Genomic DNA, 22,493 nt, shown 5'->3' on the forward strand with positions numbered 1-22,493 from the left:
TGTTACACCTCGCATTTTTGTATAGGCGAAACGATGGATGCAACATACTCCTCAATTTGATTTAATCCGTCTCGGCGTGTATCCTTATTTAAAAGAACTTGTTCAAGCTGGCCAATTTTATTAACAATTGCACTTCCAATTACAATGCCGTCGCTATGTTCTTTTAACACCTCTACTTGTTCACTTGTTGAAATTCCAAAGCCGACGGCAACCGGTATAGAAGCTGCTGCTTTCACATCTTCTAAAAAGGTGCCAATATCAGCTGGCAACGTAGAGCGAACCCCAGTAACGCCTAAAGACGACACGCAGTATAAGAAGCCCGTTGCATCTGCAGCGATTTTTTGAATACGCTCTTTAGATGTAGGAGCAACCATTGAAATGTACGCAACTTTATTTTCAGCGGCAAGCTCCCGGATACGGCCACTCTCTTCGTACGGTAAATCCGGAATTAGCACTCCATCTATTTCATTTTCTCGCATTAACGCGAAAAAGGATTCTAAACCTAATTGTAACACAGGATTAAAATAGGTAAAGAGAATTACCGGTATTTTCACACCTTTTTTTCTCATCACCGATACAAGCTTAATGGCTTTTGAAATAGACATACCGCCAGATAAAGCTCTTTTGGACGCCTCTTGAATAATTGGACCATCTGCTAAAGGGTCGGAATATGGTACGCCCAGCTCTAAAATAGAAGCACCTTGCTTTTGCAAAGCCAAAGCAATATCCACCGTTGCATCTTCATGAGGATCTCCTGCTGTAATAAATGGAATAAACAATGTTTCATGTTTAGGTAGTCTCGCTTCAAACGTATTCATGTTCTTCTTCCTTCCCTTCTAGCAAGTTTACTAATGTATGAACGTCCTTATCTCCTCGACCTGACAAGCAAATTAAAATTGTTTCTTCTTTCGTCATGCTTTTAGCCAGTTCAAATGCTTTTGCCAGCGCATGGGCGGACTCAATAGCCGGAATGATTCCCTCTGTTTTCGCCAGCAGCTGAAGAGCTTCAATTGACTCATCATCCGTTACACTTTCATATTCTACTCGTCCAATAGATGAAAGGTGAGAATGCTCTGGACCGATACCTGGATAATCCAAACCTGCTGAAATAGAATAAGGCTCTGTAATTTGACCATTTTCATCTTGAAGTAAATACGTGAGCGTTCCGTGGATAACACCTTTTGTGCCTTTAGCCATTTTAGCAGCATGAAGAGCTGTATTTAGTCCTTTCCCCCCTGCTTCTACCCCAATCAAGCGTACATTCTCTTCTTTAATAAAATCATAGAACATACCGATTGCATTACTGCCGCCTCCGACGCATGCCACGACAGCATTCGGAAGTTTTCCTTCTACCGCTGTAAACTGTTCTTTTGCTTCTTCTCCAATAATTTTTTGGAAATCTCGAACCATTTTAGGATAAGGGTGCGGTCCAATGGCCGAACCAATTAAGTAAAAATGATCTTCACAATGTTGAACCCAGTAGCGAATTGCTTCATTTGTTGCATCTTTTAGCGTTTTTGTTCCAGAAGTTGCAGGAATGACTTCCGCTCCTAGAAGCTTCATGCGAAAAACGTTCAACGCCTGACGTTCAATATCTTCTTCTCCCATGAATACTTTGCATTCCATTCCGAACTTTGCAGCTACTGTAGCTGTGGCTACCCCGTGCTGACCCGCTCCTGTTTCAGCAATAATTTTTGTTTTGCCCATTCGTTTAGCAAGTAAAATCTGTCCAATGGCATTATTGATTTTGTGAGCACCCGTATGGTTTAAGTCTTCACGTTTTAAATAAATTTTTGCCCCGCCGAGCGTTTCGGTAATATTATCAGCATATGTTAAAGCCGTTGGTCGCCCAGAGTAGTTAACAAGTAAAGATAGATACTCATCTTTAAATGCCGGATCTTTCATTGCTTGATTCAAAGCTGCTTCTACTTCTTCAAGTGGTTTCATTAATGTTTCAGGTACGTATTTTCCGCCAAATTCACCAAAGCGGCCAAATTCATCAGGATGATTGTATGTCATAGTATGATCTTCCTTTCAATCTCTATAATTTTTGTATAGTCCTTCGTTCCATTTGTTTCAATACCGCCAGAAATATCAATCGCCCCAGGCTTATAGGGTAACAAGTTCTCAATGTTACAAGCATTGATTCCTCCAGCAATAAAGCATTTTTTACCTAACCTTTGGGCAGCTGATTCATACTGAGGAACGAAGCTCCAATCAAAAGCGACGCCCGTTCCTCCAAATTGTTCTTTAACCTTGCTATCAATTACATACCCGTCAGCTTCTTCATATACATGCATTTGCTGCAGCGTTTCTTTATTGTGAGGGAGAGCTTTCCACACTTCATATCCACGCTGCTTTAACTGACGTACCTCCGCAGCTGTTTCTTGCCCGTGGCACTGAATTACATCTAAATTTGTTACGAAGGCAATTTCAAGTATTTGATCTACCGGCGTATTCACAAATACCCCTACTAGTGAGACTTGTTTTTTTATTTCATCCGTTACAAACTCATTTACTCGTTCAGGCTTTACATATCGTTTACTTTTTGGGTAGAAAATAAAGCCAATGTGAGTAGCAGCCGACTTTTCGATTAAAGCTATATCTTGTTTTGAGCGAATCCCACAATACTTAATAAGCATATTCACTTTCCCCAAACAGCTTTTCAATCGCTTTGGTTTGATTATCCTGTCTCATAAGCGATTCCCCTACTAAAATAGCTTTTGCTCCCGCTTCTTTTACGTAGGAAACATCCTCGTATAAGTAAATGCCGCTTTCACTCACTAACAGCTGATCTTTCGGAACATGTTTAGCGATTTCTTTGGTCTGCTGCAAGCTGGTTTCAAACGTATGAAGATTTCGATTATTAATGCCAATAATCTTCGGGATAAATACAGCTAGCAGCTTTTCAAGCGTTTCTAAAGAATGCACTTCTACTAAACAATCTAACTCTTTTTCAGCAGCTTGAAGATAAAGCTCTTGCAATTTTAATGGTTCAAGTGCTTCTCCAATGAGTAAAATAGCATCAGCACCGATTCTTGCACTTTCTTCCACTTGAATGGAATCAATGATGAAATCCTTGCGAAGCACAGGGATAGAGACATGCTGTTTAATGTCACTTAAAAACGTTCGATGTCCTTGAAAATAGTGCTGATCTGTTAACACAGACAAAGCATCTGCTTTCCCTTTCTCGTAGGCTTTAGCAATTTCCACAGGCTGAAAATTCTCTTTTATTAATCCTTTAGAAGGCGAGGCTTTTTTCACTTCTGCAATAAGAGCCAACTCGCGATTTGGGTTTGATAAAGCGTCTAAAAATGATCGTTTTGCAACATTTTGCTGTTCGGGCAACTGTAGGTTTTGAATTTCTTCTTTTTTTGTTTCAATAATTTTATTGAGCATGTTCAACCACCTTTTTCGATTTCAATCGTTGTAATTGCGTGTATGCAGCACCTGATTCAATTGTTTCTAAAGCTACAGCTACTCCTTCTTCAAAAGTAGAAACGTTTCCGCTAACGTAAATAGCTGCAGCAGAGTTCAACACGACTGCGTTTTTAGCAGTTACATTACTTTTATTTAAAAATAGCGATTCAATAAGCTCGGCACTCGATTTCGCATCTTCTACCACCAAGTCTTCAAGCTTCCCTCTCTGTAAGCGTACATCCTCTGGTGCAAGCGTATATTCTGTAATGACATTGCCCTGTACTTCTACAACATCCGTTACATCCGTGGCACTGATTTCATCTAAACCGTCCCTGCCTGCAACCAGAAGGACGTGGTTAGCTCCCAGTACAACAAGCGCTTCTGCTAATTTTCGTGCAAGCTCAATGGAATAAACGCCAATTACTTGCTTTGTACAGTTAGTAGGGTTTGCTAATGGACCTAATGCATTAAAAACGGTTCTAAACCCTAATTCCTTTCGAGTAGCAGCAACGTGTTTCATAGCAGGGTGATAAAGCGGCGCAAATAAAAAGGACATGTTGAGGTCAGCCACCGCATTTTTCACTTCTTTTTCATTTCCTTGAATCCATATATCCAGATGTTCTAACACGTCTGCACTTCCGCTTTTAGAAGATACGGCGCGATTTCCGTGTTTCGCAACCTTTACTCCCGCAGCAGATGCCACAATCGCACTAGCCGTCGAGATATTAAACGTAGAGGCCCCGTCTCCTCCCGTACCGCATGTATCTACTACGTTTAATTCTTCTAGAGAAATAGCATTCATATTATTTTTCATACCTCGGACAAAACCAACAATTTCATCGACGGTTTCTCCTCGGTACGTTAAGATGGTTAGCACGCTAGCAATTTGAGCTGCCGGGACTTTGCCGTTCATAATATCATTCATAATTTTTTCTGCTTCTTCCGCTGAAAGTGACTCACCGCGCAAACACTTTTTTAACAATTCTTTAAACATATACATCCTCCTTTTTATCGTAGATGTCTTGGGCTAATTGAATTGTTTTGATTAAAGCGCTAGCTTTATTGCGGGTTTCTTTCCACTCAAGCTCCGGTTTTGAGTCAGCAACCACTCCCGCTCCGGCCTGGATATAAGCGGTTTGGTCTTTCAAAAGAATGGTACGAATCGCAATGCACGAATCAATGTTTCCATCAAATCCGAGATATGCTACGGTTCCTGCATATACATTTCGCGCAACTGGTTCAATTTCATTTAAGATTTGCATCGCTCGCACTTTTGGAGCGCCAGATACGGTACCCGCTGGAAATGCAGAAAGCAGCGCATCAATGGGATGTACTTTTTCGTCAAGGCGTCCTGTCACTTTAGAAATCAAGTGCATGACGTGCGAAAAGTTAACCTGCTGCATTAATACTGGCGTTTGGACACTTCCATACTGTGCAACTCGGCCGATGTCATTTCTTGCTAAGTCCACGAGCATATAGTGTTCTGCCCGCTCTTTTTCATCGTTAATTAAGTCTTCATACAAGCGCGCATCTTCTTCTGCATCTCTGCCGCGTCTTCTCGTTCCTGCAATTGGATGAATTTCTAAATGGCCGTTTTCAATTTGAATCAATCGCTCAGGGGAACTTCCGATCAACTCCACTCCCTTTACTTTCACGTAAAATAAATAAGGAGACGGATTAACTAATCGCAATACTCTGTAAATATCAAATCCAGCTACGGTCGTATCAATTTGAAATCTCTGCGACAATACGGCTTGAAAAACATCTCCGCTTTTAATGTATTCCTTAATTTTTTCCACATCTTGCACAAATTTATCTTTTTGGTATGACGATGTCACGCCTTCAAAGCTAACTTCGCGCTGCTCACTTTCAAACATCATTGGCTTTTCTTTCACCGTCTGCGCTATTCTTTCAACATATCTATTGATTTCTGCTAGAGCTTCATCATGTTTTTCTTTTTTCTGCTGTTCTTTATCTTGCTCATCAAGCTGAATGTAATGAATCACCATAAGCTCTTTTGTTTGGTGATTATAAGCGAGCATCGTTTGACAATAGATAAAGTGAAAAGTAGGCATGTTCAAATCGTTTTGGGCATGTACGTTTACTTTTTCAATTTGCGATACTGCGTCGTAGCTGATAAACCCTACTGCCCCCCCTTTAAAAGGAAGTGCAAGGTCTGGTACTTTCACTTTCAGCTCTTGCTGAATTTTACAAAACACCTCTTTAAAGCTGTCTCCTTGCAGCATAGGCTGAAGCTGCTTGTTTTTTGCTAGATAGGTTCCGTTCTCTTCTTCTACATACAAAAATGGATTTAAGCCAATAAAAGAATAATTGGACCATGGTGATGATTCATCATTACTTTCAAGCAAATATACGGCTTCATCTTTTACTTGCTGAAAAAGATCAACAGGTGTCATGCTATCGATAAATATTTTTTTTATGATTGGAATGGTTAAATACTTTGTAGAGTCTTCTAAAAAAGAAGTATACGTGTTCGTCATATCTTTCAATCCTCCATTTCATGGAGAATGAGAATAGATGAGGTTATATAAAAGAGGATATAATAAATAAACCCAAAGACACATCAAAAATGGGCCTTTGGGTATACGAATGGTAAAATTCACTCAACTAAACTCTGCTCAACTGTCTCATTCTCGTCTACCCTAATCTCAACTAAACTGTCTATTGTTTTCTCATAACTAAAATCTCTAAACTAACTTGTTACCAATTGTAGTACGTTTCAAATTCATTTGTCAACTACTATCTACTTGGCTTTTGAAGAAACTACGCTTGAAGCTCTTCATTCAGCAGCTTAAGAATCACTTCATCTTCTACTTGTTGAACAAAAGGTTTTCCTATGCCTTCAAGCAGTACCATATGAACATTGCTTGATTTGGACTTCTTGTCTGCTTTCATTCTCACGAGCAGCTTTTCAGCTGAAAGGTGGTTTGGAACAGACGTCTCATAGCCAAATTTTTCAAACCATTTCGCAATTTCAGCTACAGGGAACTCGCTTTTCCCAAGCGTATTGCTGACTTTCATAGCAAATAGCATCCCAATGGCTACGCCTTCTCCATGACTGATTTGTCCATAGCCGCACTCTGCTTCGATCGCATGACCTAACGTATGTCCAAAGTTCAGGTGAGCGCGAACGCCAGCTTCTGTCTCATCTTCTTTTACAACAGATGCTTTGACTAAAATACCGCTTTGAATAGCATAAATTAATTTTTCACCTTGTAAATCAGTCAGCGATTGTATATTTTGCTGAAGCCATTCATAAAATGCTTCATCGTGAATAAAAGCGTGTTTAATCACTTCTGCAAAACCGGAACGCCACTCTCTTTCAGGAAGCGTTTTAAGAAGATCAATGTCATAAACAACCGCTTCAGGCTGATAAAAAGCGCCAATCATATTTTTTCCAAGCTCATGATTAATGGCTACTTTACCACCTACAGCACTGTCGTGAGCAAGAAGCGTCGTTGGCACTTGAATAAACGAAACCCCTCTCATGTATGTAGCGGCTACAAATCCAGCTAAATCGCCAACTACCCCTCCGCCGAAAGCAATAACGAGCGCATTGCGGTCAAGCTGCTGCTCGAGTGCAAATGTCTGACAATCGTAGTAATGTTGAAATGACTTTGCATGTTCACCGCTTGGTACTACGTATTTAGCCACTTTAAACTGCGTCTCAATCGCTTTTACAACCACTTCTCCATAATATGAATCTACAGCTGAATCAGTGATGATTAACACGGACGACAGATTAGGTTTTACACTCTCAATAATAGAAGGCAGCTTTTCAATTAATCCATTTCCTAAATAAAGAGGATATGTTTTGGATAAAGTTTGAATATCAATTTGCAACATTAAAACTCCCTCGCATGTGCACGCATTTTCTCAATATTTTCAGCAATTAAATCAATTCGATCTTGTCCAAACTGTTCGATTAGCGCATCAGCCAATTCCCAAGCTACAACGGCTTCTGCTACAACGCTTGCTGCCGGCACAGCGCAGCTGTCTGATCGTTCGATGCTTGCCTCGAAGGCTTCTTTTGTTTCAATATCAACACTTTTTAACGGCTTGTAAAGCGTTGGAATAGGTTTCATTACACCTCGTACTACAATTGGCATACCTGTTGTCATACCGCCTTCAAAGCCGCCTAAGTTGTTTGTTTTACGAGTATATCCATTCTTTTCATCCCATAGAATTTCGTCATGAACTTCGCTTCCTGGTCTGCGAGCCGCTTCAAATCCAATCCCAAATTCAACGCCTTTAAATGCATTGATGCTCATAACAGCTGCAGCAATCTTCGCATCTAATTTACGATCGTAATGAACATAGCTGCCTACTCCTGCTGGCACGCCTTCAATAATAACTTCTACTACGCCTCCGATAGAGTCGCCGTTTTTCTTAGCATCATCGATTGCTTGCATCATGTCTTTCTCAACAGCTGAGTCAAAACATCTTACTGGAGAAGCTTCAGTGACTTCTTGAAGTTCCTCTAAGCTTTTGTATTGAGGCGGATTTGCCTGTACCCCGCCAATTTCTAATACATGTCCAGCTACAGAAATCCCGAACTGAGCAAGGATTTGACGAGCCACAGCACCTGCTGCTACCCTTACAGTTGTTTCACGAGCTGAAGAACGTTCTAATACATTTCTCATATCGCGATGACCATATTTAATAGCGCCGTTTAAATCGGCATGCCCTGGTCTTGGTCTTGAGATTTTACGCTTTACTTCTTCTGATTCTTCTTCAGAAATTGGCTCGATGCCCATAATTTTTGTCCAGTGTTTCCAGTCGTTATTTTCTACCGCTAACGTAATAGGAGATCCTAGCGTATAGCCGTGGCGGACGCCGCTTAAAATTTCCGCTTGATCTTTTTCAATTTGCATACGTCTTCCGCGACCATGACCTTTTTGTCTTCGCGCTAAATCTGTATTGATGTCTTCGGCTGTTAAAGGAAGCCCTGCCGGAACACCCTCTAAAATAGTAGTCAACTGTGGACCATGTGATTCTCCTGCTGTTAAATATCGCATAATCGTACCTCCGCTTAATATGTATTATTCGTCAGAATTTTTCCATTTTTAAATATGACTATACCATACTATAACATAAGAATATATAAAAAGTTTCACCTCAGCTTGTAAGAAATCGCTTCAGGTTATCTCAATTAAATGGTCTTTACTTTTCTGTAAAAAAACGTATCAGCCGTTTCAAATCCATACTTTTGCGGAGTAAAAACCTGCTCTGTGCTCCCTACAAATAAGATGCCGCCAGGTGCTAAAGCTCTGCTGAATTTTTCATATAAAGCATGCTTTGCTTCATCTGTAAAATAAATAAGCACATTTCGACAAACAATCAAGTCAACGTTTTTAGGAAAAGAGTCTGACAGTAGGTTATGTTTTTGAAAAGTAACTGTTTTTTTGATTTTTTCATCTAATAAGTACCCGGTTCCTCTTTGTTGAAAGTACTTATTTTTCATCGAAACAGGCATTTCCTGAAGTGAACGTTCATCATAAAAGCCTATTTTTGCTTTTTTTATCACTTTTTCATCCAAATCGGTCGCCAATATAGAAATACGCGAAAGCGGAAAAAATGTTGATAAAACCATCGCTAGTGTATATGGCTCTTCTCCTGTTGAACAGGCAGCGCTCCACACTTTCAGATCTGTTTTTCCTTTTACAAGAGTCGGTAAAATTTTTTGCTCCAATATGTCCCACCGCTGATAGTTGCGATAAAACTCTGACACGTTAATCGTCATCCGATCTAAAAACTCCTCAAGCAGTTCGTTGTTACTGTTCATTGCTCGATAATATTCAAAAAAACTAGAAAAACCTTTTTTTTCATACAGCGAGGTGAGGCGGCGGTGCATTTGAGACTGCTTATATAGTGATAAATCAATGCCTGTTTTTATTTTTATTTTCTCCACAAACGCGTCGTATTCATCTATCATTTTTGACTCTCCTTTCTCATTCCTATACGTTTATGTTAGACGTATAAAGAAATAAAACCTTTATATACGCTTATCTTCTTATTAATATATCGGAATACATTATGAAAATGTTTATGTAGGGAAATCTTTGCACTTAATAGCCTAGAAGCCTATTTATAAACACATTAAAAAAGACGAATGAAAATTCATTCGTCTTTTTGCGCTATCTAAATTAGTAAATCCAAGCGTCTGCGTCTTTTTTATAGAAAGTCAGCTCTTCACTTTCAAAGAATAAGCTGATTTCACGCTCCGCACTTTCTGGTGAATCTGAGCCGTGAATAATATTCTTATCCACAATCAGTCCATAATCACCTCGAATAGTTCCAGGAAGCGCTTCTTGAGGGTTAGTTTTCCCTACCATTTGACGTGATACTGAAATCACGTTTTCACCTTCCCATACCATAGCAAAAACTGGACCTGATGTGATAAATTTCACTAACTCACCGAAGAAAGGTTTCTCTTTATGTTCACCGTAGTGTGTTTCAGCTAATTCCTGCGAAATATGCATAAGCTTAGCTCCAACTAATTGAAAACCTTTTTTCTCAAAGCGAGAAATAACCTCACCAATAATGCTTCTTTGTACCCCATCTGGTTTGACCATTAAAAACGTTTTTTGTATCATTTTACTCTCCACCCCTGAAGTTCATGATATGTAAACAAGTTTTGAAAGCGCAATCACACCTCATGAAGATATTAACATTGTTTCGAGCAGTTTACAACTTATGAAAGTAAATAAAATCAAAATTTCCGTTTTCCAATGTACTTCGCAATTTGATGCAGCGTTTTTTTCGCCTTGTTTGGCGGCAGTTCTTCTAAAATGCTCATCGCTTTTTGCAGATAACGATCGCTCATCTCAAATGAACGTTCAATGGCGTTAGAAGATTTAATATCAGAAATAATTTCATTGATCAGCTCTTGCTCATATTCCCTCTCGAAAAGCTGTTCTACTTTATCTCGAAACTCAGCATTTTCAATGGCATACAAAACTGGCAGCGTAATATTTCCTTGCAGTAAGTCGCTGCCAACTGGTTTCCCAAGCTGTTCTTCTGATGAGATAAAATCTAAAATGTCATCGGTAATTTGAAATGACATTCCCACGTAATATCCAAACCAAAATAAACGTTTATGTATATCTTCAGGAGCTCCCGCTGCAATTGCACCTAACTGACAGCTTGCAGCAATTAGCAGTGCCGTTTTACGTTTAATTCTACGCAGATACACGCGTAAGTTTTGGTTTAGGTTGTATTTGTCCTTAATCTGTTCAATTTCACCGAGCGTTAATTCCACCATCGTATTAGATAAAATTTTATGTGCTTCCACATCTTTAACCTCACTCATAACTTCAAGCGCACGGGCAAAGATGTAATCACCTGTATACATAGCAATACGATTGTCCCATTTTGCCTTAATTGTTGGTTTTCCGCGTCGCTTATCAGCGTCATCAATAACATCATCATGAACAAGAGACGCCATATGAATCAGCTCAAGCGCTACTGCCACATGTTTGATTTGGTCGATGTTGTAATGCCCAAATTTAGCTGCCAACAAAACAAATACAGGGCGAATTCGTTTCCCCCCTGCTTGTAAAAGGTGAAGAGAAGCATCTGTGATAAGTGTTTCATCGGTATGAACAGTTTGTTCAAGTTCTTTCTCAATAAGGGTAATATCCGTATTCAAAAAAGCGTACATCATTTTTAGTTTCATTGGACTCACCTTGCATTATATATTCATTCTTTACTCCTTATCCTACAGGCTGTTGCACCTGTAGGACAAGCTTTTTCTCTTTTATCGTTTGTACCCTAGATGCATCGCTGCTACTCCACCTGTGTAAGATTTCACTTCAACATCTGTCAAACCGGCTTCACGGAACATATCAGCCAATTGCTTTTGACCTGGAAAGTCCCTAGCTGACTCTTGAAGCCATGAATATTCATCGTAGCTTTTAGCGACCATCTTTCCAAGCGCAGGCATAATATACTTAAAATAAAGCAAGTACATTTGTCGGTAGCCAATCATCGTGGGCTGAGACGTTTCAAGGCAAACCACTTTTCCGCCAGGTTTTACGACGCGCTGCATTTCCTTTAACACTTGAAGGTAATCGGGCACGTTGCGCAGTCCGAATCCAATCGTTACATAGTCAAATGAATTATCTTCAAAAGGAAGCTCCATTGCATTGCCATGTAGTAAGGTAATATTTGAAAAAGGTGAGTTTTTTACTTTCTCTTCACCAATCTTTAGCATATTCTGACTAAAATCCAAGCCAACTGCCTCTCCTGTTTCTCCAACTGCTTCAGCCATAGCTAGCGTCCAATCCGCAGTTCCGCAACAAACATCTAAAGCCTTTGTTCCTTTTTGAACATTCATTCGCTTCATCGTATCTTTGCGCCATGCCTTATGACGCTGAAAACTAATAACCGAATTCATTTGATCATAATTTTTGTATATTTTTTCAAATACGCCATGGACACGCTGTTCTTTTGATTGCTGCATATCTCTATCCTTCTCCTACGACATTTTTCAGCACTTCTAAGCTAGATGTAAGTTCATCTAAGTGCTCTCTTAAAAACTCATTCATCACAAATTCACTTCGTAAGTATCCCCTAACAATATTTACAGACTGTTGAGTATACGAATAAAGGTATTCTTTTATTTGTTCTTGATTCATGCCAATTTGTTTGCAATAGTTTAGCAAGAGAGTAGGCTCTTTATGCTGTAATGACTTTAATTGCTTTAATATCCCGTTCAAATACGCTGCATGTTTTAAAAGTTCTTTCCACTCTTCACGTTCAAAATAGTCACATAAGCATCTTACAAACGATGATTCTGCTGCTAAAAAACTATTCATAACGTCGTGTGGATTAGTAGAGCGATTGTTATAAATATGTATCTTAGCGATATTAATTTCTTTAATAGCAGATGCTATAACTTTCATTAAATTCAGCTGGTTGCTTTGAGCTAAATAGTAATAGTACAGGCCGCTGTAATAATCTCCGGCCAAAACTACCAGCTGCCGCTCATGCAGCTTTCCTTCATTTCCGCTAACATTTTGAGTGGAGACTAGATCGTGGGTATCAAGTGCGGTTTGAACGAGCATCACAGATAGCACAGAGCTGTTCTTTTTTTCTTCTTCCATTGAAAGAGTATCTAAGAACGAACACATGTACAGTAATCTATTTTCATCAATACGCGGATGATGAATATATTTTTTTACATATGGATGACTTAATTCAACATGAAGCTGTTCTTTCATGTTGGCCACAATATCATAGATGGTTTTTACGCTCATCATCCTTGTCTCCCTTTCCATCACTATTTGTTTAAAGTTCTCTTAACTCCAAATCGATAGTGTCAATTATAACATAATTACATTATAAAATATCCTTTAAATTCTTTTGAAGCTTTTTCACGGTTTAAATCCTTTAGCTGCTCATCCGCTTGAACACCGTTCATCTAAATACCATCTGGATTTCTTAGACAGTCATTTAAGATATTGCTTTTAGTTTCACCATGTTTTTCCTGTTCTTATTCATTTATTTTAAATATAAATAAAAGCAGGAAAATCCCTGCTTATTTTTTCGTATCGGATTCAATTTCTCCGTGAACAGTCTGAACGACGGCTTTGCCACGAATTTTAATTGCGGATGTATGCTCAGTAAACTGCGCAATCATCACTTCGCCTTTATCTAGTTTTTCTGAATGATGAAATCGCGTATCTGCTCCTCGTGTTAAACCAATTACGTTAACTCCATCTTCGACCGCTTTAATGACAATATACTCCGGCGTTCCTTTTTGTGTCATATTCTCTTCTCCTTCATCATCCACATTATGATTTAATCAATGATAAAACTTCAGCTCTAGAACTTGCATCTTGTTCTAACACTCCACGCACAGCAGAAGTGATTGTCATAGCCCCAGGCTTTTTAATGCCTCGCATGGTCATACACATGTGCTCTGCTTCCACTACTACCATTACCCCGTGCGGCTCTAATGTTTCTACGATAGAATCCGCCACTGTAGATGTAATCCTCTCCTGAAGCTGAGGACGTTTCGCAACAGCTTCTACCGCTCTTGCCAGCTTACTTAAACCGGTTACTCGTCCGCCTTTTGGAATATACGCAACATGAGCTTTTCCGTAAAAAGGCACTAAGTGGTGTTCACACATAGAGTAAAAAGGAATATCTTTTACAAGCACTAGCTCTTCATGATCTTCTCCAAAAACTGTTTTGAAATGCTCTTTTGGATCTTCATTCAACCCGGAAAAGACTTCCTCATACATTTTAGCTACTCGCTTTGGTGTATCTAATAATCCTTCACGGTTTGGATCTTCGCCAATTGCTTCTAAAATTAGTCTCACAGCTTGTTCAATCTGTGGTTTATTTACAGATGACATGTTGTTGCCCTCCAATTCGTTGCATTACGACTTTATGAAAAAAATTCTAGCATATGTATATACCAAAGGCAAAAAAGAAAGGTCGCAAATGTGCGACCTTTCAAAGCTCTTCATCAACGGCTATGAACAAAGCCATTTTATGTAGATATTATTTTACAGCATCTTTAAGAGCTTTACCTGGTTTGAATGCAGGAACTTTGCTAGCAGGAATTTCGATTTCTTCGCCAGTTTGTGGATTGCGTCCTTTACGAGCAGCACGTTCACGTACTTCGAAGTTACCAAAACCGATAAGTTGAACTTTGTCCTCAGCTTTTAAAGCTTCTAAAATTGTATCGAAAACAGCATCAACTGCTTTTGTAGCATCCTTTTTTGAAAGCTCACTTGCTTCTGCAACAGCATTAATTAATTCTGTCTTGTTCATGCCATTCACCTCCTCCCAAAATCGGATCATATAATAACTAAAAACCTTGTTAGAAAAGGAATCTAGTAATTCGTTATATCTCATTCTTTAACAAAACAAATGGATATTATACATAACCTATGTATCGACAAGCCTAATCATAAACGATTGAACTAAATAATTCAATGTTTTTCATTCATCTGCCGTATGTATGTAGTGAAAACAGTATGATCGATCGATTTCTGTTAAAAGATTAACATATTGAACAAGGCATAGCAAGCAGAAAATAACGCAGGAATAGGATAACCACGCGATCTATCACAATATATGTAAAGTTTTGTATGATCTATCCAAAAAGAAGAGGCTCCTTTATGAGGAGCCTAACGTTATATTCTTATAAAATAATCGCGATTAAACCTCCAGATCCTTCATTAATAATCCGTTCTAGCGTTTCTTTTAACTTATATCGCGCATTTTCAGGCATCAGCGACAGCTTTCCTTGAATCCCTTCTCTTACGATTGAACTTAGAGAGCGGCCAAATATATCTGAATTCCAAATTGAAAGCGGATCATCTTCAAAGTCTTGCATCAAATAACGAACTAATTCTTCGCTTTGCTTCTCCGTTCCGATAATCGGCGCAAATTCTGATTCTACATCCACTTTAATCATGTGTATAGAAGGTGCCACTGCTTTTAAACGAACTCCAAAACGCGATCCTTGGCGAATAATTTCAGGTTCATCAAGGCTCATATCCGAAAGCGAAGGTGCAGCTACACCATAACCCGTTTGTTTAACCATACGAAGGGCATCAGAGACTTGATCATACTCCGTTTTTGCATGCACAAAATCTTGCATTAACTGCAGCAAATGATCTCTTCCGCGAATTTCTACTCCCACGATTTCTTTCAAAATCTGATCATATAAGTCATCTGGAGCGTATAAGTCAATTTCGGCAATCCCCTGCCCCATTTCAATTCCGGCTAATCGAGCCTGATCGATAAACTCAAACTGGCTAAATTGCTCTACTACCCGTTCAACGTCTCTCAGCCTCTTAATATCTTTTACCGTTTCTTTAACGGCTTCTTGATAGCTTTCACGCAGCCAATGTTTATCTTTTAAAACCATTACCCAGCTTGGTAGATTAACGTTGACTTCTAATACAGGGAACTCGTAGAGTGCTTCTCTTAATACGTTCATCACATCAGTATCGCGCATGCTTTCCACACTCATCGCTAATACTGGAATATCATATTTTTCATTAAGCTTTGCACGAAGCTTTTCTGTATCAGGATGATATGGCTGTACGGTATTAATAACCATGATAAATGGTTTGCCTACTTCTTTTAGCTCATTAATGACGCGCTCTTCTGCTTCTACGTAATCTTGACGAGGTATATCTCCAATTGAGCCATCTGTTGTAATGACGACACCAATCGTTGAGTGTTCTTGAATTACCTTTCTCGTTCCAATTTCAGCTGCTTCGTGAAATGGAATTGGTTCTTCATACCAAGGTGTATTAATCATTCGAGGTCCGTTTTCATCTTCGTACCCTTTAGCGCCAGGCACCGTATATCCTACACAATCTACTAACCGTATGTTAACTTCTAGCCCGTCATCTACCAAAACATTAACTGCTTGATTCGGTACGAATTTCGGCTCAGTTGTCATAATCGTTTTTCCAGCTGCACTTTGTGGTAGTTCATCTTGTGTGCGAGCTCTTTCTGCCTCGTTCTCGATGTGAGGCAGGACCACCAGCTCCATAAATTTTTTAATAAATGTAGATTTTCCTGTTCGAACTGCTCCCACCACACCTAAATATATATCGCCTCCTGTACGTTCAGCGATATCTTTAAATACATCCACCTTTTCCAAAAGATCCCCTCCGATCTATGAGTTCATGGAATATGACATCCATTGCGAGAGTAAATTAGGACACTATATAGTTATGACGTTGTCCTATTAAAATATGACTTTTGATAGAAAAATTTATGATTTTTTTCATGCACATGCTGACTTAGTCATTCTGATTATCATTATTGGTGTACAAGAAAGAGAAAACCCCTTCTCTCTGAATATTATTCAAGGAGAAGGGGTTCATGACTTATTTTTTAAAAAATATTGGTTCATTCTTATCGTTGACTGTATAAGGAAGAGAGTAAGCAGGTACAAAATCACTGTTTTCCACAAGGAGCTTTCGTATATCTTCACCAGGTTTATAGGAGCTTTTATGCTTTTGAATGGCGTCATACAAATCAGGACGATAATCTACAAATACATCTCCCTGTCCATTAACAATTAAAGAAAGACTATTCCCTGTATATGGGCTAGTAACGACAGGAGGCTCTTTCATATTCAATTTTTTATAATTAATAGAGAATACGCCGGGAGCGATGACGTCTTTAAACGGTACGTACCCTTTATGGTTTTGACGGTATATATTCAAATGTACGTTAACATCTTGAATCGTATCCGCCATCCGTAAGTCTAATAATTTAACCGTGGGCTTTGTTTCTGCATCCACAAGTACGTACGCAAATATCCCTCCGCTTTCATACGAATTCCCGGGTGCGTCTTGCATGTATCTAGGAACAATTTTCGTAAAGTCAATCGGATATTTTTGATAAATTGGCGTGTCCATATCTTTCGTTTTTATTGGCAATAAGCCTCCGCTTTCTTGTTTAAATTGATCAACCGCCGTTTGCACGGAAGCAACTTGATCTTTATAAGGAACTTGATTTTGAGACATTCTTTCCGCCGGGTACAAACAACCGGATAATACAAAAATGGTTAACCCAACAATAGACGTTAGCATGAATTTTTTCATTTCCCTCACCCTACCATATGTACATTAAGCATCTGTCGGCCCGCTTAATACAACAATTACCATAATAAGACCTGCTACAATCATAAGCGAATAGGCAATGAAAGCGAGTACAATTTTACCAATGCGGTTCGTAATTTTATAACGACTAAAGTAAATAGAAAATACCGAAATAAACATAAATACAATGGAACCCAATGAAATCCACATCTTTAACAAACCTGGCGACAAATTGCATCCACTCCTTTTTTCACCGTTATTATAACATAAGGACTTATAGTTAAGATGGATATTGATAGAACTTTCTAAATTCACTATTTATTTATCGTCCAGTGATTCAAGCTCTATAGTAATTACTTTCCTATTAAATTGACAAATTCCTGCTTTTTCACATAAAAAAATCGAAGCGAAGGGGGCTCTTCGCTTCGACCATAACTAAATATTCCCATACTAACAGTTCTACTCATCTTTATTTACACGTTATTTTATGCAAGTAAATGATTTTGGGTATCACCAATTGCCTATTTTTTCATATTTCTTTGCACTTAATTTAATTTTTCTCCTAAAACATTCGCTAAATCTTCCATTTCATGTGTTTTAGTACGAGACATAAGGGCGTCTACTGCATCTTTTGCCTTCACATCATTAAACAGTACATTATATAAAGCATCAGCAATCGGCATTTTTACATCATATTTTTGAGATAGCTGGTAAGCTGCTTTCGTCGTGCGTACACCTTCTACAACCATTCCCATATTTTCTAATACTTCGTCTAAATTTTTGCCTTTTCCAAGAAGATTACCAGCGCGCCAATTTCGAGAATGAACGCTTGTACATGTTACAATTAAGTCTCCAATCCCGGTTAAACCTGAGAACGTCAGAGGATTGGCACCAAGCACAGTACCTAAACGAGCGATTTCAGCTAAGCCACGAGTCATAAGAGCAGCCTTCGCATTGTCACCATAGCCAAGTCCATCCGTGATACCAGCAGCAAGAGCAATAATATTTTTTAACGCTCCCCCAATTTCCACACCAATCACGTCAGGATTTGTATAAACACGAAAGTACTGTTGATTATTAAATAAATCCTGCACTTTTTCTGCTGCTTGTATATTTGTTGAAGCTGACGTCACGGTTGTCGGCTGCCTTCTACTTACTTCTTCAGCATGACTCGGACCTGATAAGACAACGATGTCTTTTGTATCAATTTCTTCTTGAATCATTTGAGATATACGTAAAAGAGAATCCGGTTCAATTCCTTTACTTACATGAACAATTGTAAACAGTTCATCGGTAAGGGATTTTAGCTGCTGCAACACTTCACGAATGGCCTTCGTTGGAACAGCTAAAATAAGGGTTTCAACACCCTCTATTGCCTTTTCTAATGACGTAAAACCTTCAATCTGATGAGGAAGCTCTACACCAGGCAAATATTTTTCATTCTGATGCGTCTCGTTAATTTGATCAATGACTTGTTGTCTATGTCCCCAAATGCGAACATCGTGTCCATTTTCTGCCAATACGAAAGCTAATGCAGTTCCCCAGCTCCCTGCTCCTAGTACAGCTATTCTTTCCACGCCGATCACATCCTCTGTTATTTTCTTGGTCTTGCAATAATTTTAATTGGAGTTCCTTCGAATCCAAAAGCTTCACGAAGCTTATTTTCTAAGAAACGTTTATATGAAAAATGCATTAGCTCAGGATCATTTACAAACACAACAAAAGTTGGCGGTTTGATTGCTACTTGAGTTGTGTAATAGATTTTTAAGCGGTTGCCGTTGTGAGTAGGCGTAGGGTTCATTGCTACTGCATCCATAATCACATCGTTTAAGATGCTTGTTTCTACACGCACCGCATGGCTTTCGCTTGCAAGATCAATCATTGGCAATAGCGTATGCGTACGTTTTTTCGTTTTAGCTGAAAGGAATACAATTGGAGCATATGTTAAGAACTGAAAATGCTCACGTATATTTTCTTCAAATTTTTTCATTGTTTTCTCATCTTTTTCTACTGTATCCCATTTGTTCACAACGATGACAACAGCTTTTCCAGCTTCTTGGGCATAACCAGCAATTTTCTTATCTTGTTCAATAATACCCTCTTCAGCATTTAATACAATTAAGACAACATCTGAGCGTTCAATTGCCTTTAATGCGCGCAGTACGCTGTATTTTTCCGTACTCTCGTACACTTTTCCACGTTTTCTCATTCCAGCTGTATCAATAACAACATATTCTTGATCTTCTTTTGTAAACTTTGTATCAATGGCATCGCGTGTCGTGCCGGCAAGATCACTGACAATAACACGGTCTTCACCTAGAAGAGCATTAACTAATGAAGATTTTCCTACGTTAGGACGACCAATCAATGAAAATTTAATGACTTCTTCTCCGTAATCTTCGTCTTTTTCTTTTGGAAAGTGCTTAGCTGCCTCGTCTAGCAGGTCACCTAAACCTAAACCATGCGTTCCTGAGATTGGGAACGGTTCTCCATATCCTAGTGCGTAGAAATCATAGATTAATTCTCTCATTTCAGGATTATCTACTTTATTAACAGCTAGGACAACGGGCTTTTTGGATTTATATAAAATTTTCGCCACTTCTTCATCAGCTGCAGTAATTCCATCGCGTCCATTCACTAGAAAAATGATTACGTCCGCTTCATCAATTGCAATTTCTGCCTGCTGTTTGATCTGTTCTAAAAACGGCTCATCTCCAATATCAATACCGCCAGTATCAATAATGTTAAAGTCCAAATTCAGCCACTCACCTGAACTATAGATACGATCACGAGTTACACCCGGAATATCTTCGACAATAGATACTCGCTCTCCTACAATTCGGTTGAAAATTGTTGATTTTCCTACGTTGGGACGACCAACAATCGCAATAATTGGTTTTGGCATACGATTCTTCCCTTTCCTTGATCTTTTTTATGTATAGGCAACCAGTCTTTAATCGACTAAAGGTATTTATCTACATGTACAAATAAATAAGATCATTCTTTTTTCAAAAATTGAGGCCATGCAGCGTGGCATGACCTCTACTAATCGATCATAAGCGATAAAGCAGGCTTTTTATCAGCTATATTTTACACCAAGCTGATTAACTGCCTATCCGCTGAATAAGCATTACTCTTTCAATCAAACAATTTTATCAAAAATCACCGGTAACAACAATATAATTTTACGAAATCTCTTCTTCTATTTGTAAGTACTTTGCTTTTGCCTGTGAGACTTCAGCACGTACAAATCTAAATAAGCAGAGAAATAAACCAACATCTCCCAAATAAACATAGCTCCTACTGCTGTTGCTAAAACATCGAGTGTTCGAAGAGACCCTACTTCATAAGATGCAATATCTCGAATGACAACTGCGTATAAAAAATCTCCTCCAACTACACCTAAAATGATCGCTGCGAATCTTTTTTCAGCATCTTTAATTACCATAAAGCAAATATATAAGATAAGTCCAGTCAAAATCCACTTACGATCAATAAAAATCCACACAGGATCATAGAGCTCAAGTAAACAAAAACCAGCATAGGCAATTATTATAATGCCGCATACAATAACATAATATAACTGCTGAAACCTACTGTAGCCTGAAGCATAAACACACGCTACCCCCACTAAAAACAAAGCGGTGTAGCTACATGAAAACTGAGCCATATGCATGTTCATTTCACTTAAGAGTATACTGATTAATATAATGGCTGCTACCTTCCAACGCCTAGGTGTTTTGGGCATAAGAAAAGTCGCAACAATCCATCCCATCCACGAAAGCCAATAAAAGAAAATTCCGTCCACTGAATATGGCACCTCCTCTACCTGTAATCAGTATGTATCAATTTTGGAAAACTTAATCGGAGTTTTAGAATAGAACCCCCGATTTTGGACAACCTATCAGAAAAAAGGAGGGAATATAAAATGGGAAAAGATCGTCAAGAAAAAAAATTAAAGGAATCAAAACGAGTTGAATCTGACCGTGATCAAGGACTTCACTACCCGGGAGCAACCAGCTTGCAAAGTCCTGAAGAAGCGCGCGAGTTAAATGAGCATAAATAAAAAAATGCGCTGACTAAGTCAGCGCATTTTTTATTTTAAAACTGGGTGTGAAACAGGATAGGAACGTTCTTTCTTTCCTGTAAACAAAAAGAGAACTCCTCCCACTAACAATAGTGCTCCTGACAAATAAAATCCGAATTCCATACTTCCAAGTTTATCTGCAAAATATCCGGTAATGTAAGGCGCAAAGATCGATGACAGCATGCCGCTGAAGTTGAAAAAACCGTACACTTTAGAGTACATGGACGATGGAGTAATATCCGCCATATACGAAATCAAAATGGGATCTAATGCTAATTTCCCTATCAGACCGTACACACTTAAGCCGATTAATAGCCAAGAATAACTCTCTGTATAGGGAATAAAAAATTGACATAAAGCGCCCGCTACTGACAAACTTACAATTAATGCTTTTTTATTTGCAATTCGATCAGATATATATCCAAAGAAGATTGCTCCTGGAATAGACGCCCAAGGTACTAAAGATGCTATGATGCCTGTCTGAGACCCTTCTAAGCCTCGCGAGTGCTGCAAATAATAAGGAAGCCACGTCAGCATCCCAAAAAATCCGTAAAGAGAGCAGAAGATTAAAATGTATACGAAAATATGATTTTTTGTAAATAATACTTTTAGCGACTGCTTTGTTTCTTTATTTAGCGAATTTTTTTCTTGATCCCTTTGCTTATCTTTTACAAAGAAAGCTATTAAAATAGCTATTACTATAGTCGGAATAGCAAATAAGTAAAAAGTAAACTGCCAGTCTTTTTCTAACGTATATGTAATGTAGGTAGAACCGATAAAACCAAGCGATATACCAAAAGCCATTCCACTATTGATGAGCGCAGACACTAGACCTCGGTATCGTTCGGACGTGATGCTTGAAGAAATTCCGTATTGTGAACCATAATAAGTTCCTTCTCCAAGCCCTGTCAGTGCCCGCATGAGTAAGAACATACCGAAAGTAGTTGTAAGTCCTGTAAAAAATGTGGCAACTCCAAACAAGATGTATCCAGCTACTAAGATCTTAACGCGACCAAATCGATCTGCCAAAAAACCCGTTGGAATCTGCATAGCTGCATACGCTGCAAAAAATACGGTAGACATTAGGCCAAGTTCCGCTTTATTAAGGCCCCACTGCACACCGATATCTCCCATAACCGGAGATAAAATATTACGATCTGCATACATGAAAACCCAGCCTAAAAAGAAAAGAAAAATTGTAAATATAGGATGTCCCTTTTTCATTACGCCACCTCTTTTTTCTGATTTTTCTGTTCATTTAACTTATTATAAGGAGCTAGCGTTTGGGATTTCATGCTTTTTGTCACTTCTTCTGCCAACATTTTTTGTTTTTTAAAATAAAAACGCGATCATTCATTTTCTAAAGAAATAAAAAAGCA

24 protein-coding genes are annotated in these 22,493 nt (G+C 38.7%); 1 reads left to right on the top strand and 23 read right to left on the bottom strand.

The genetic code is table 11. The features are described from left to right. Nucleotides 1-2: 2 nt before the first annotated feature. From trpA to U9R83_RS21635, 22 genes are all read right to left on the bottom strand, one after another. Complete coding sequence (gene trpA / locus U9R83_RS21530) at nt 3-818, bottom strand: tryptophan synthase subunit alpha (RefSeq protein WP_042991910.1); 816 nt, start codon at nt 816-818, stop codon at nt 3-5. Further along, nucleotides 805-2,019 (bottom strand): tryptophan synthase subunit beta, encoded by a 1,215-nt coding sequence (trpB, locus tag U9R83_RS21535; RefSeq protein WP_013059002.1) that lies wholly within the window; start codon nt 2,017-2,019, stop codon nt 805-807. The genes trpA and trpB overlap by 14 nt, the downstream gene beginning before the upstream one ends. Beyond that, a complete protein-coding gene (locus U9R83_RS21540) occupies nt 2,016-2,642 on the bottom strand; it encodes a phosphoribosylanthranilate isomerase (RefSeq protein WP_014458353.1) in 627 nt (208 codons plus the stop codon). The genes trpB and U9R83_RS21540 overlap by 4 nt, the downstream gene beginning before the upstream one ends. After that, entirely contained in the window at nt 2,632-3,399 is a 768-nt protein-coding gene (gene trpC, locus U9R83_RS21545; RefSeq protein ID WP_243549916.1) for an indole-3-glycerol phosphate synthase TrpC, read from the bottom strand. The genes U9R83_RS21540 and trpC overlap by 11 nt, the downstream gene beginning before the upstream one ends. Further along, complete coding sequence (gene trpD / locus U9R83_RS21550; RefSeq protein WP_116742604.1) at nt 3,389-4,414, bottom strand: anthranilate phosphoribosyltransferase; 1,026 nt, start codon at nt 4,412-4,414, stop codon at nt 3,389-3,391. The genes trpC and trpD overlap by 11 nt, the downstream gene beginning before the upstream one ends. Continuing rightward, nucleotides 4,407-5,921, bottom strand: a complete 1,515-nt coding sequence (trpE, locus tag U9R83_RS21555) for an anthranilate synthase component I (RefSeq protein ID WP_115654869.1) — start codon at nt 5,919-5,921, stop codon at nt 4,407-4,409. The genes trpD and trpE overlap by 8 nt, the downstream gene beginning before the upstream one ends. 283 nt (nt 5,922-6,204) lie before the next feature. Next, complete coding sequence (aroB, locus tag U9R83_RS21560) at nt 6,205-7,287, bottom strand: 3-dehydroquinate synthase (protein WP_014458349.1); 1,083 nt, start codon at nt 7,285-7,287, stop codon at nt 6,205-6,207. Then, nucleotides 7,287-8,459 carry a chorismate synthase gene (gene aroC, locus U9R83_RS21565; RefSeq protein ID WP_013059008.1) on the bottom strand — a complete coding sequence of 391 codons (1,173 nt, stop codon included), beginning with the start codon at nt 8,457-8,459 and terminating at the stop codon, nt 7,287-7,289. The genes aroB and aroC overlap by 1 nt, the downstream gene beginning before the upstream one ends. A gap of 134 nt (nt 8,460-8,593) precedes the next feature. Then, a complete protein-coding gene (locus U9R83_RS21570) occupies nt 8,594-9,376 on the bottom strand; it encodes a CheR family methyltransferase (protein WP_014458348.1) in 783 nt (260 codons plus the stop codon). A gap of 211 nt (nt 9,377-9,587) precedes the next feature. Further along, the gene (ndk, locus tag U9R83_RS21575) at nt 9,588-10,037 is read right to left on the bottom strand and encodes a nucleoside-diphosphate kinase (RefSeq protein ID WP_013059010.1); all 450 of its coding nucleotides are present in this window, start codon (nt 10,035-10,037) and stop codon (nt 9,588-9,590) included. Nucleotides 10,038-10,153: 116 nt separating this feature from the next. Further along, entirely contained in the window at nt 10,154-11,119 is a 966-nt protein-coding gene (gene hepT / locus U9R83_RS21580) for a heptaprenyl diphosphate synthase component II (protein WP_013084891.1), read from the bottom strand. An 81-nt stretch (nt 11,120-11,200) separates the two neighbouring features. Further along, on the bottom strand, nt 11,201-11,905 hold the full coding sequence (locus U9R83_RS21585; RefSeq protein ID WP_013059012.1) for a demethylmenaquinone methyltransferase: 705 nt from the start codon (nt 11,903-11,905) through the stop codon (nt 11,201-11,203). Nucleotides 11,906-11,909: 4 nt separating this feature from the next. Next, the gene (locus U9R83_RS21590) at nt 11,910-12,704 is read right to left on the bottom strand and encodes a heptaprenyl diphosphate synthase component 1 (protein WP_014458346.1); all 795 of its coding nucleotides are present in this window, start codon (nt 12,702-12,704) and stop codon (nt 11,910-11,912) included. A 278-nt stretch (nt 12,705-12,982) separates the two neighbouring features. Beyond that, a complete protein-coding gene (gene mtrB / locus U9R83_RS21595; protein ID WP_028411509.1) occupies nt 12,983-13,213 on the bottom strand; it encodes a trp RNA-binding attenuation protein MtrB in 231 nt (76 codons plus the stop codon). 25 nt (nt 13,214-13,238) lie between these two features. Continuing rightward, nucleotides 13,239-13,805, bottom strand: a complete 567-nt coding sequence (gene folE / locus U9R83_RS21600; RefSeq protein WP_014458344.1) for a GTP cyclohydrolase I FolE — start codon at nt 13,803-13,805, stop codon at nt 13,239-13,241. A 148-nt stretch (nt 13,806-13,953) separates the two neighbouring features. Further along, nucleotides 13,954-14,226 carry an HU family DNA-binding protein gene (locus U9R83_RS21605; RefSeq protein WP_013059016.1) on the bottom strand — a complete coding sequence of 91 codons (273 nt, stop codon included), beginning with the start codon at nt 14,224-14,226 and terminating at the stop codon, nt 13,954-13,956. 373 nt (nt 14,227-14,599) lie between these two features. Then, a complete protein-coding gene (gene spoIVA, locus U9R83_RS21610; protein WP_013059017.1) occupies nt 14,600-16,078 on the bottom strand; it encodes a stage IV sporulation protein A in 1,479 nt (492 codons plus the stop codon). Nucleotides 16,079-16,307: 229 nt separating this feature from the next. After that, nucleotides 16,308-17,030, bottom strand: a complete 723-nt coding sequence (locus U9R83_RS21615; protein WP_057243145.1) for a hypothetical protein — start codon at nt 17,028-17,030, stop codon at nt 16,308-16,310. 24 nt (nt 17,031-17,054) lie between these two features. Next, entirely contained in the window at nt 17,055-17,258 is a 204-nt protein-coding gene (locus U9R83_RS21620; protein WP_195695946.1) for a DUF2768 domain-containing protein, read from the bottom strand. Between the two features lie 314 nt (nt 17,259-17,572). Next, complete coding sequence (locus U9R83_RS21625) at nt 17,573-18,604, bottom strand: NAD(P)H-dependent glycerol-3-phosphate dehydrogenase (RefSeq protein ID WP_115654870.1); 1,032 nt, start codon at nt 18,602-18,604, stop codon at nt 17,573-17,575. Nucleotides 18,605-18,621: 17 nt separating this feature from the next. After that, nucleotides 18,622-19,932, bottom strand: a complete 1,311-nt coding sequence (der, locus tag U9R83_RS21630) for a ribosome biogenesis GTPase Der (RefSeq protein WP_014458340.1) — start codon at nt 19,930-19,932, stop codon at nt 18,622-18,624. A 297-nt stretch (nt 19,933-20,229) separates the two neighbouring features. Then, the gene (locus tag U9R83_RS21635; protein WP_226554920.1) at nt 20,230-20,835 is read right to left on the bottom strand and encodes a YphA family membrane protein; all 606 of its coding nucleotides are present in this window, start codon (nt 20,833-20,835) and stop codon (nt 20,230-20,232) included. Between the two features lie 120 nt (nt 20,836-20,955). Between U9R83_RS21635 and U9R83_RS21640 the strand changes: the two genes are divergently transcribed. Beyond that, nucleotides 20,956-21,093, top strand: coding sequence for a YpzI family protein (locus tag U9R83_RS21640; protein ID WP_013059024.1), 138 nt, complete (start codon nt 20,956-20,958; stop codon nt 21,091-21,093). 30 nt (nt 21,094-21,123) lie between these two features. On the opposite strand, the gene U9R83_RS21645 is transcribed toward U9R83_RS21640, so the two are convergent. Beyond that, entirely contained in the window at nt 21,124-22,338 is a 1,215-nt protein-coding gene (locus tag U9R83_RS21645; protein WP_209367810.1) for an MFS transporter, read from the bottom strand. Nucleotides 22,339-22,493: the final 155 nt, after the last annotated feature.

Origin of the sequence: Priestia sp. LL-8 (assembly GCF_036227845.1) — a bacterium.
Classification (GTDB): domain Bacteria; phylum Bacillota; class Bacilli; order Bacillales; family Bacillaceae_H; genus Priestia; species Priestia zanthoxyli.

What these genes read in the sequence shown, in the direction of transcription:
- trpA (WP_042991910.1), bottom strand. Translation starts at nt 818, where the DNA reads ATGAATACGTTTGAAGCGAGACTACCTAAACATGAAACATTGTTTATT.
- trpB (WP_013059002.1), bottom strand. Translation starts at nt 2,019, where the DNA reads ATGACATACAATCATCCTGATGAATTTGGCCGCTTTGGTGAATTTGGC.
- U9R83_RS21540 (WP_014458353.1), bottom strand. Translation starts at nt 2,642, where the DNA reads ATGCTTATTAAGTATTGTGGGATTCGCTCAAAACAAGATATAGCTTTA.
- trpC (WP_243549916.1), bottom strand. Translation starts at nt 3,399, where the DNA reads ATGCTCAATAAAATTATTGAAACAAAAAAAGAAGAAATTCAAAACCTA.
- trpD (WP_116742604.1), bottom strand. Translation starts at nt 4,414, where the DNA reads ATGTTTAAAGAATTGTTAAAAAAGTGTTTGCGCGGTGAGTCACTTTCA.
- trpE (WP_115654869.1), bottom strand. Translation starts at nt 5,921, where the DNA reads ATGACGAACACGTATACTTCTTTTTTAGAAGACTCTACAAAGTATTTA.
- aroB (WP_014458349.1), bottom strand. Translation starts at nt 7,287, where the DNA reads ATGTTGCAAATTGATATTCAAACTTTATCCAAAACATATCCTCTTTAT.
- aroC (WP_013059008.1), bottom strand. Translation starts at nt 8,459, where the DNA reads ATGCGATATTTAACAGCAGGAGAATCACATGGTCCACAGTTGACTACT.
- U9R83_RS21570 (WP_014458348.1), bottom strand. Translation starts at nt 9,376, where the DNA reads ATGATAGATGAATACGACGCGTTTGTGGAGAAAATAAAAATAAAAACA.
- ndk (WP_013059010.1), bottom strand. Translation starts at nt 10,037, where the DNA reads ATGATACAAAAAACGTTTTTAATGGTCAAACCAGATGGGGTACAAAGA.
- hepT (WP_013084891.1), bottom strand. Translation starts at nt 11,119, where the DNA reads ATGAAACTAAAAATGATGTACGCTTTTTTGAATACGGATATTACCCTT.
- U9R83_RS21585 (WP_013059012.1), bottom strand. Translation starts at nt 11,905, where the DNA reads ATGCAGCAATCAAAAGAACAGCGTGTCCATGGCGTATTTGAAAAAATA.
- U9R83_RS21590 (WP_014458346.1), bottom strand. Translation starts at nt 12,704, where the DNA reads ATGATGAGCGTAAAAACCATCTATGATATTGTGGCCAACATGAAAGAA.
- mtrB (WP_028411509.1), bottom strand. Translation starts at nt 13,213, where the DNA reads ATGACACAAAAAGGAACGCCGGAGTATATTGTCATTAAAGCGGTCGAA.
- folE (WP_014458344.1), bottom strand. Translation starts at nt 13,805, where the DNA reads ATGTCATCTGTAAATAAACCACAGATTGAACAAGCTGTGAGACTAATT.
- U9R83_RS21605 (WP_013059016.1), bottom strand. Translation starts at nt 14,226, where the DNA reads ATGAACAAGACAGAATTAATTAATGCTGTTGCAGAAGCAAGTGAGCTT.
- U9R83_RS21615 (WP_057243145.1), bottom strand. Translation starts at nt 17,030, where the DNA reads ATGAAAAAATTCATGCTAACGTCTATTGTTGGGTTAACCATTTTTGTA.
- der (WP_014458340.1), bottom strand. Translation starts at nt 19,932, where the DNA reads ATGCCAAAACCAATTATTGCGATTGTTGGTCGTCCCAACGTAGGAAAA.
- U9R83_RS21640 (WP_013059024.1), top strand. Translation starts at nt 20,956, where the DNA reads ATGGGAAAAGATCGTCAAGAAAAAAAATTAAAGGAATCAAAACGAGTT.
- U9R83_RS21645 (WP_209367810.1), bottom strand. Translation starts at nt 22,338, where the DNA reads ATGAAAAAGGGACATCCTATATTTACAATTTTTCTTTTCTTTTTAGGC.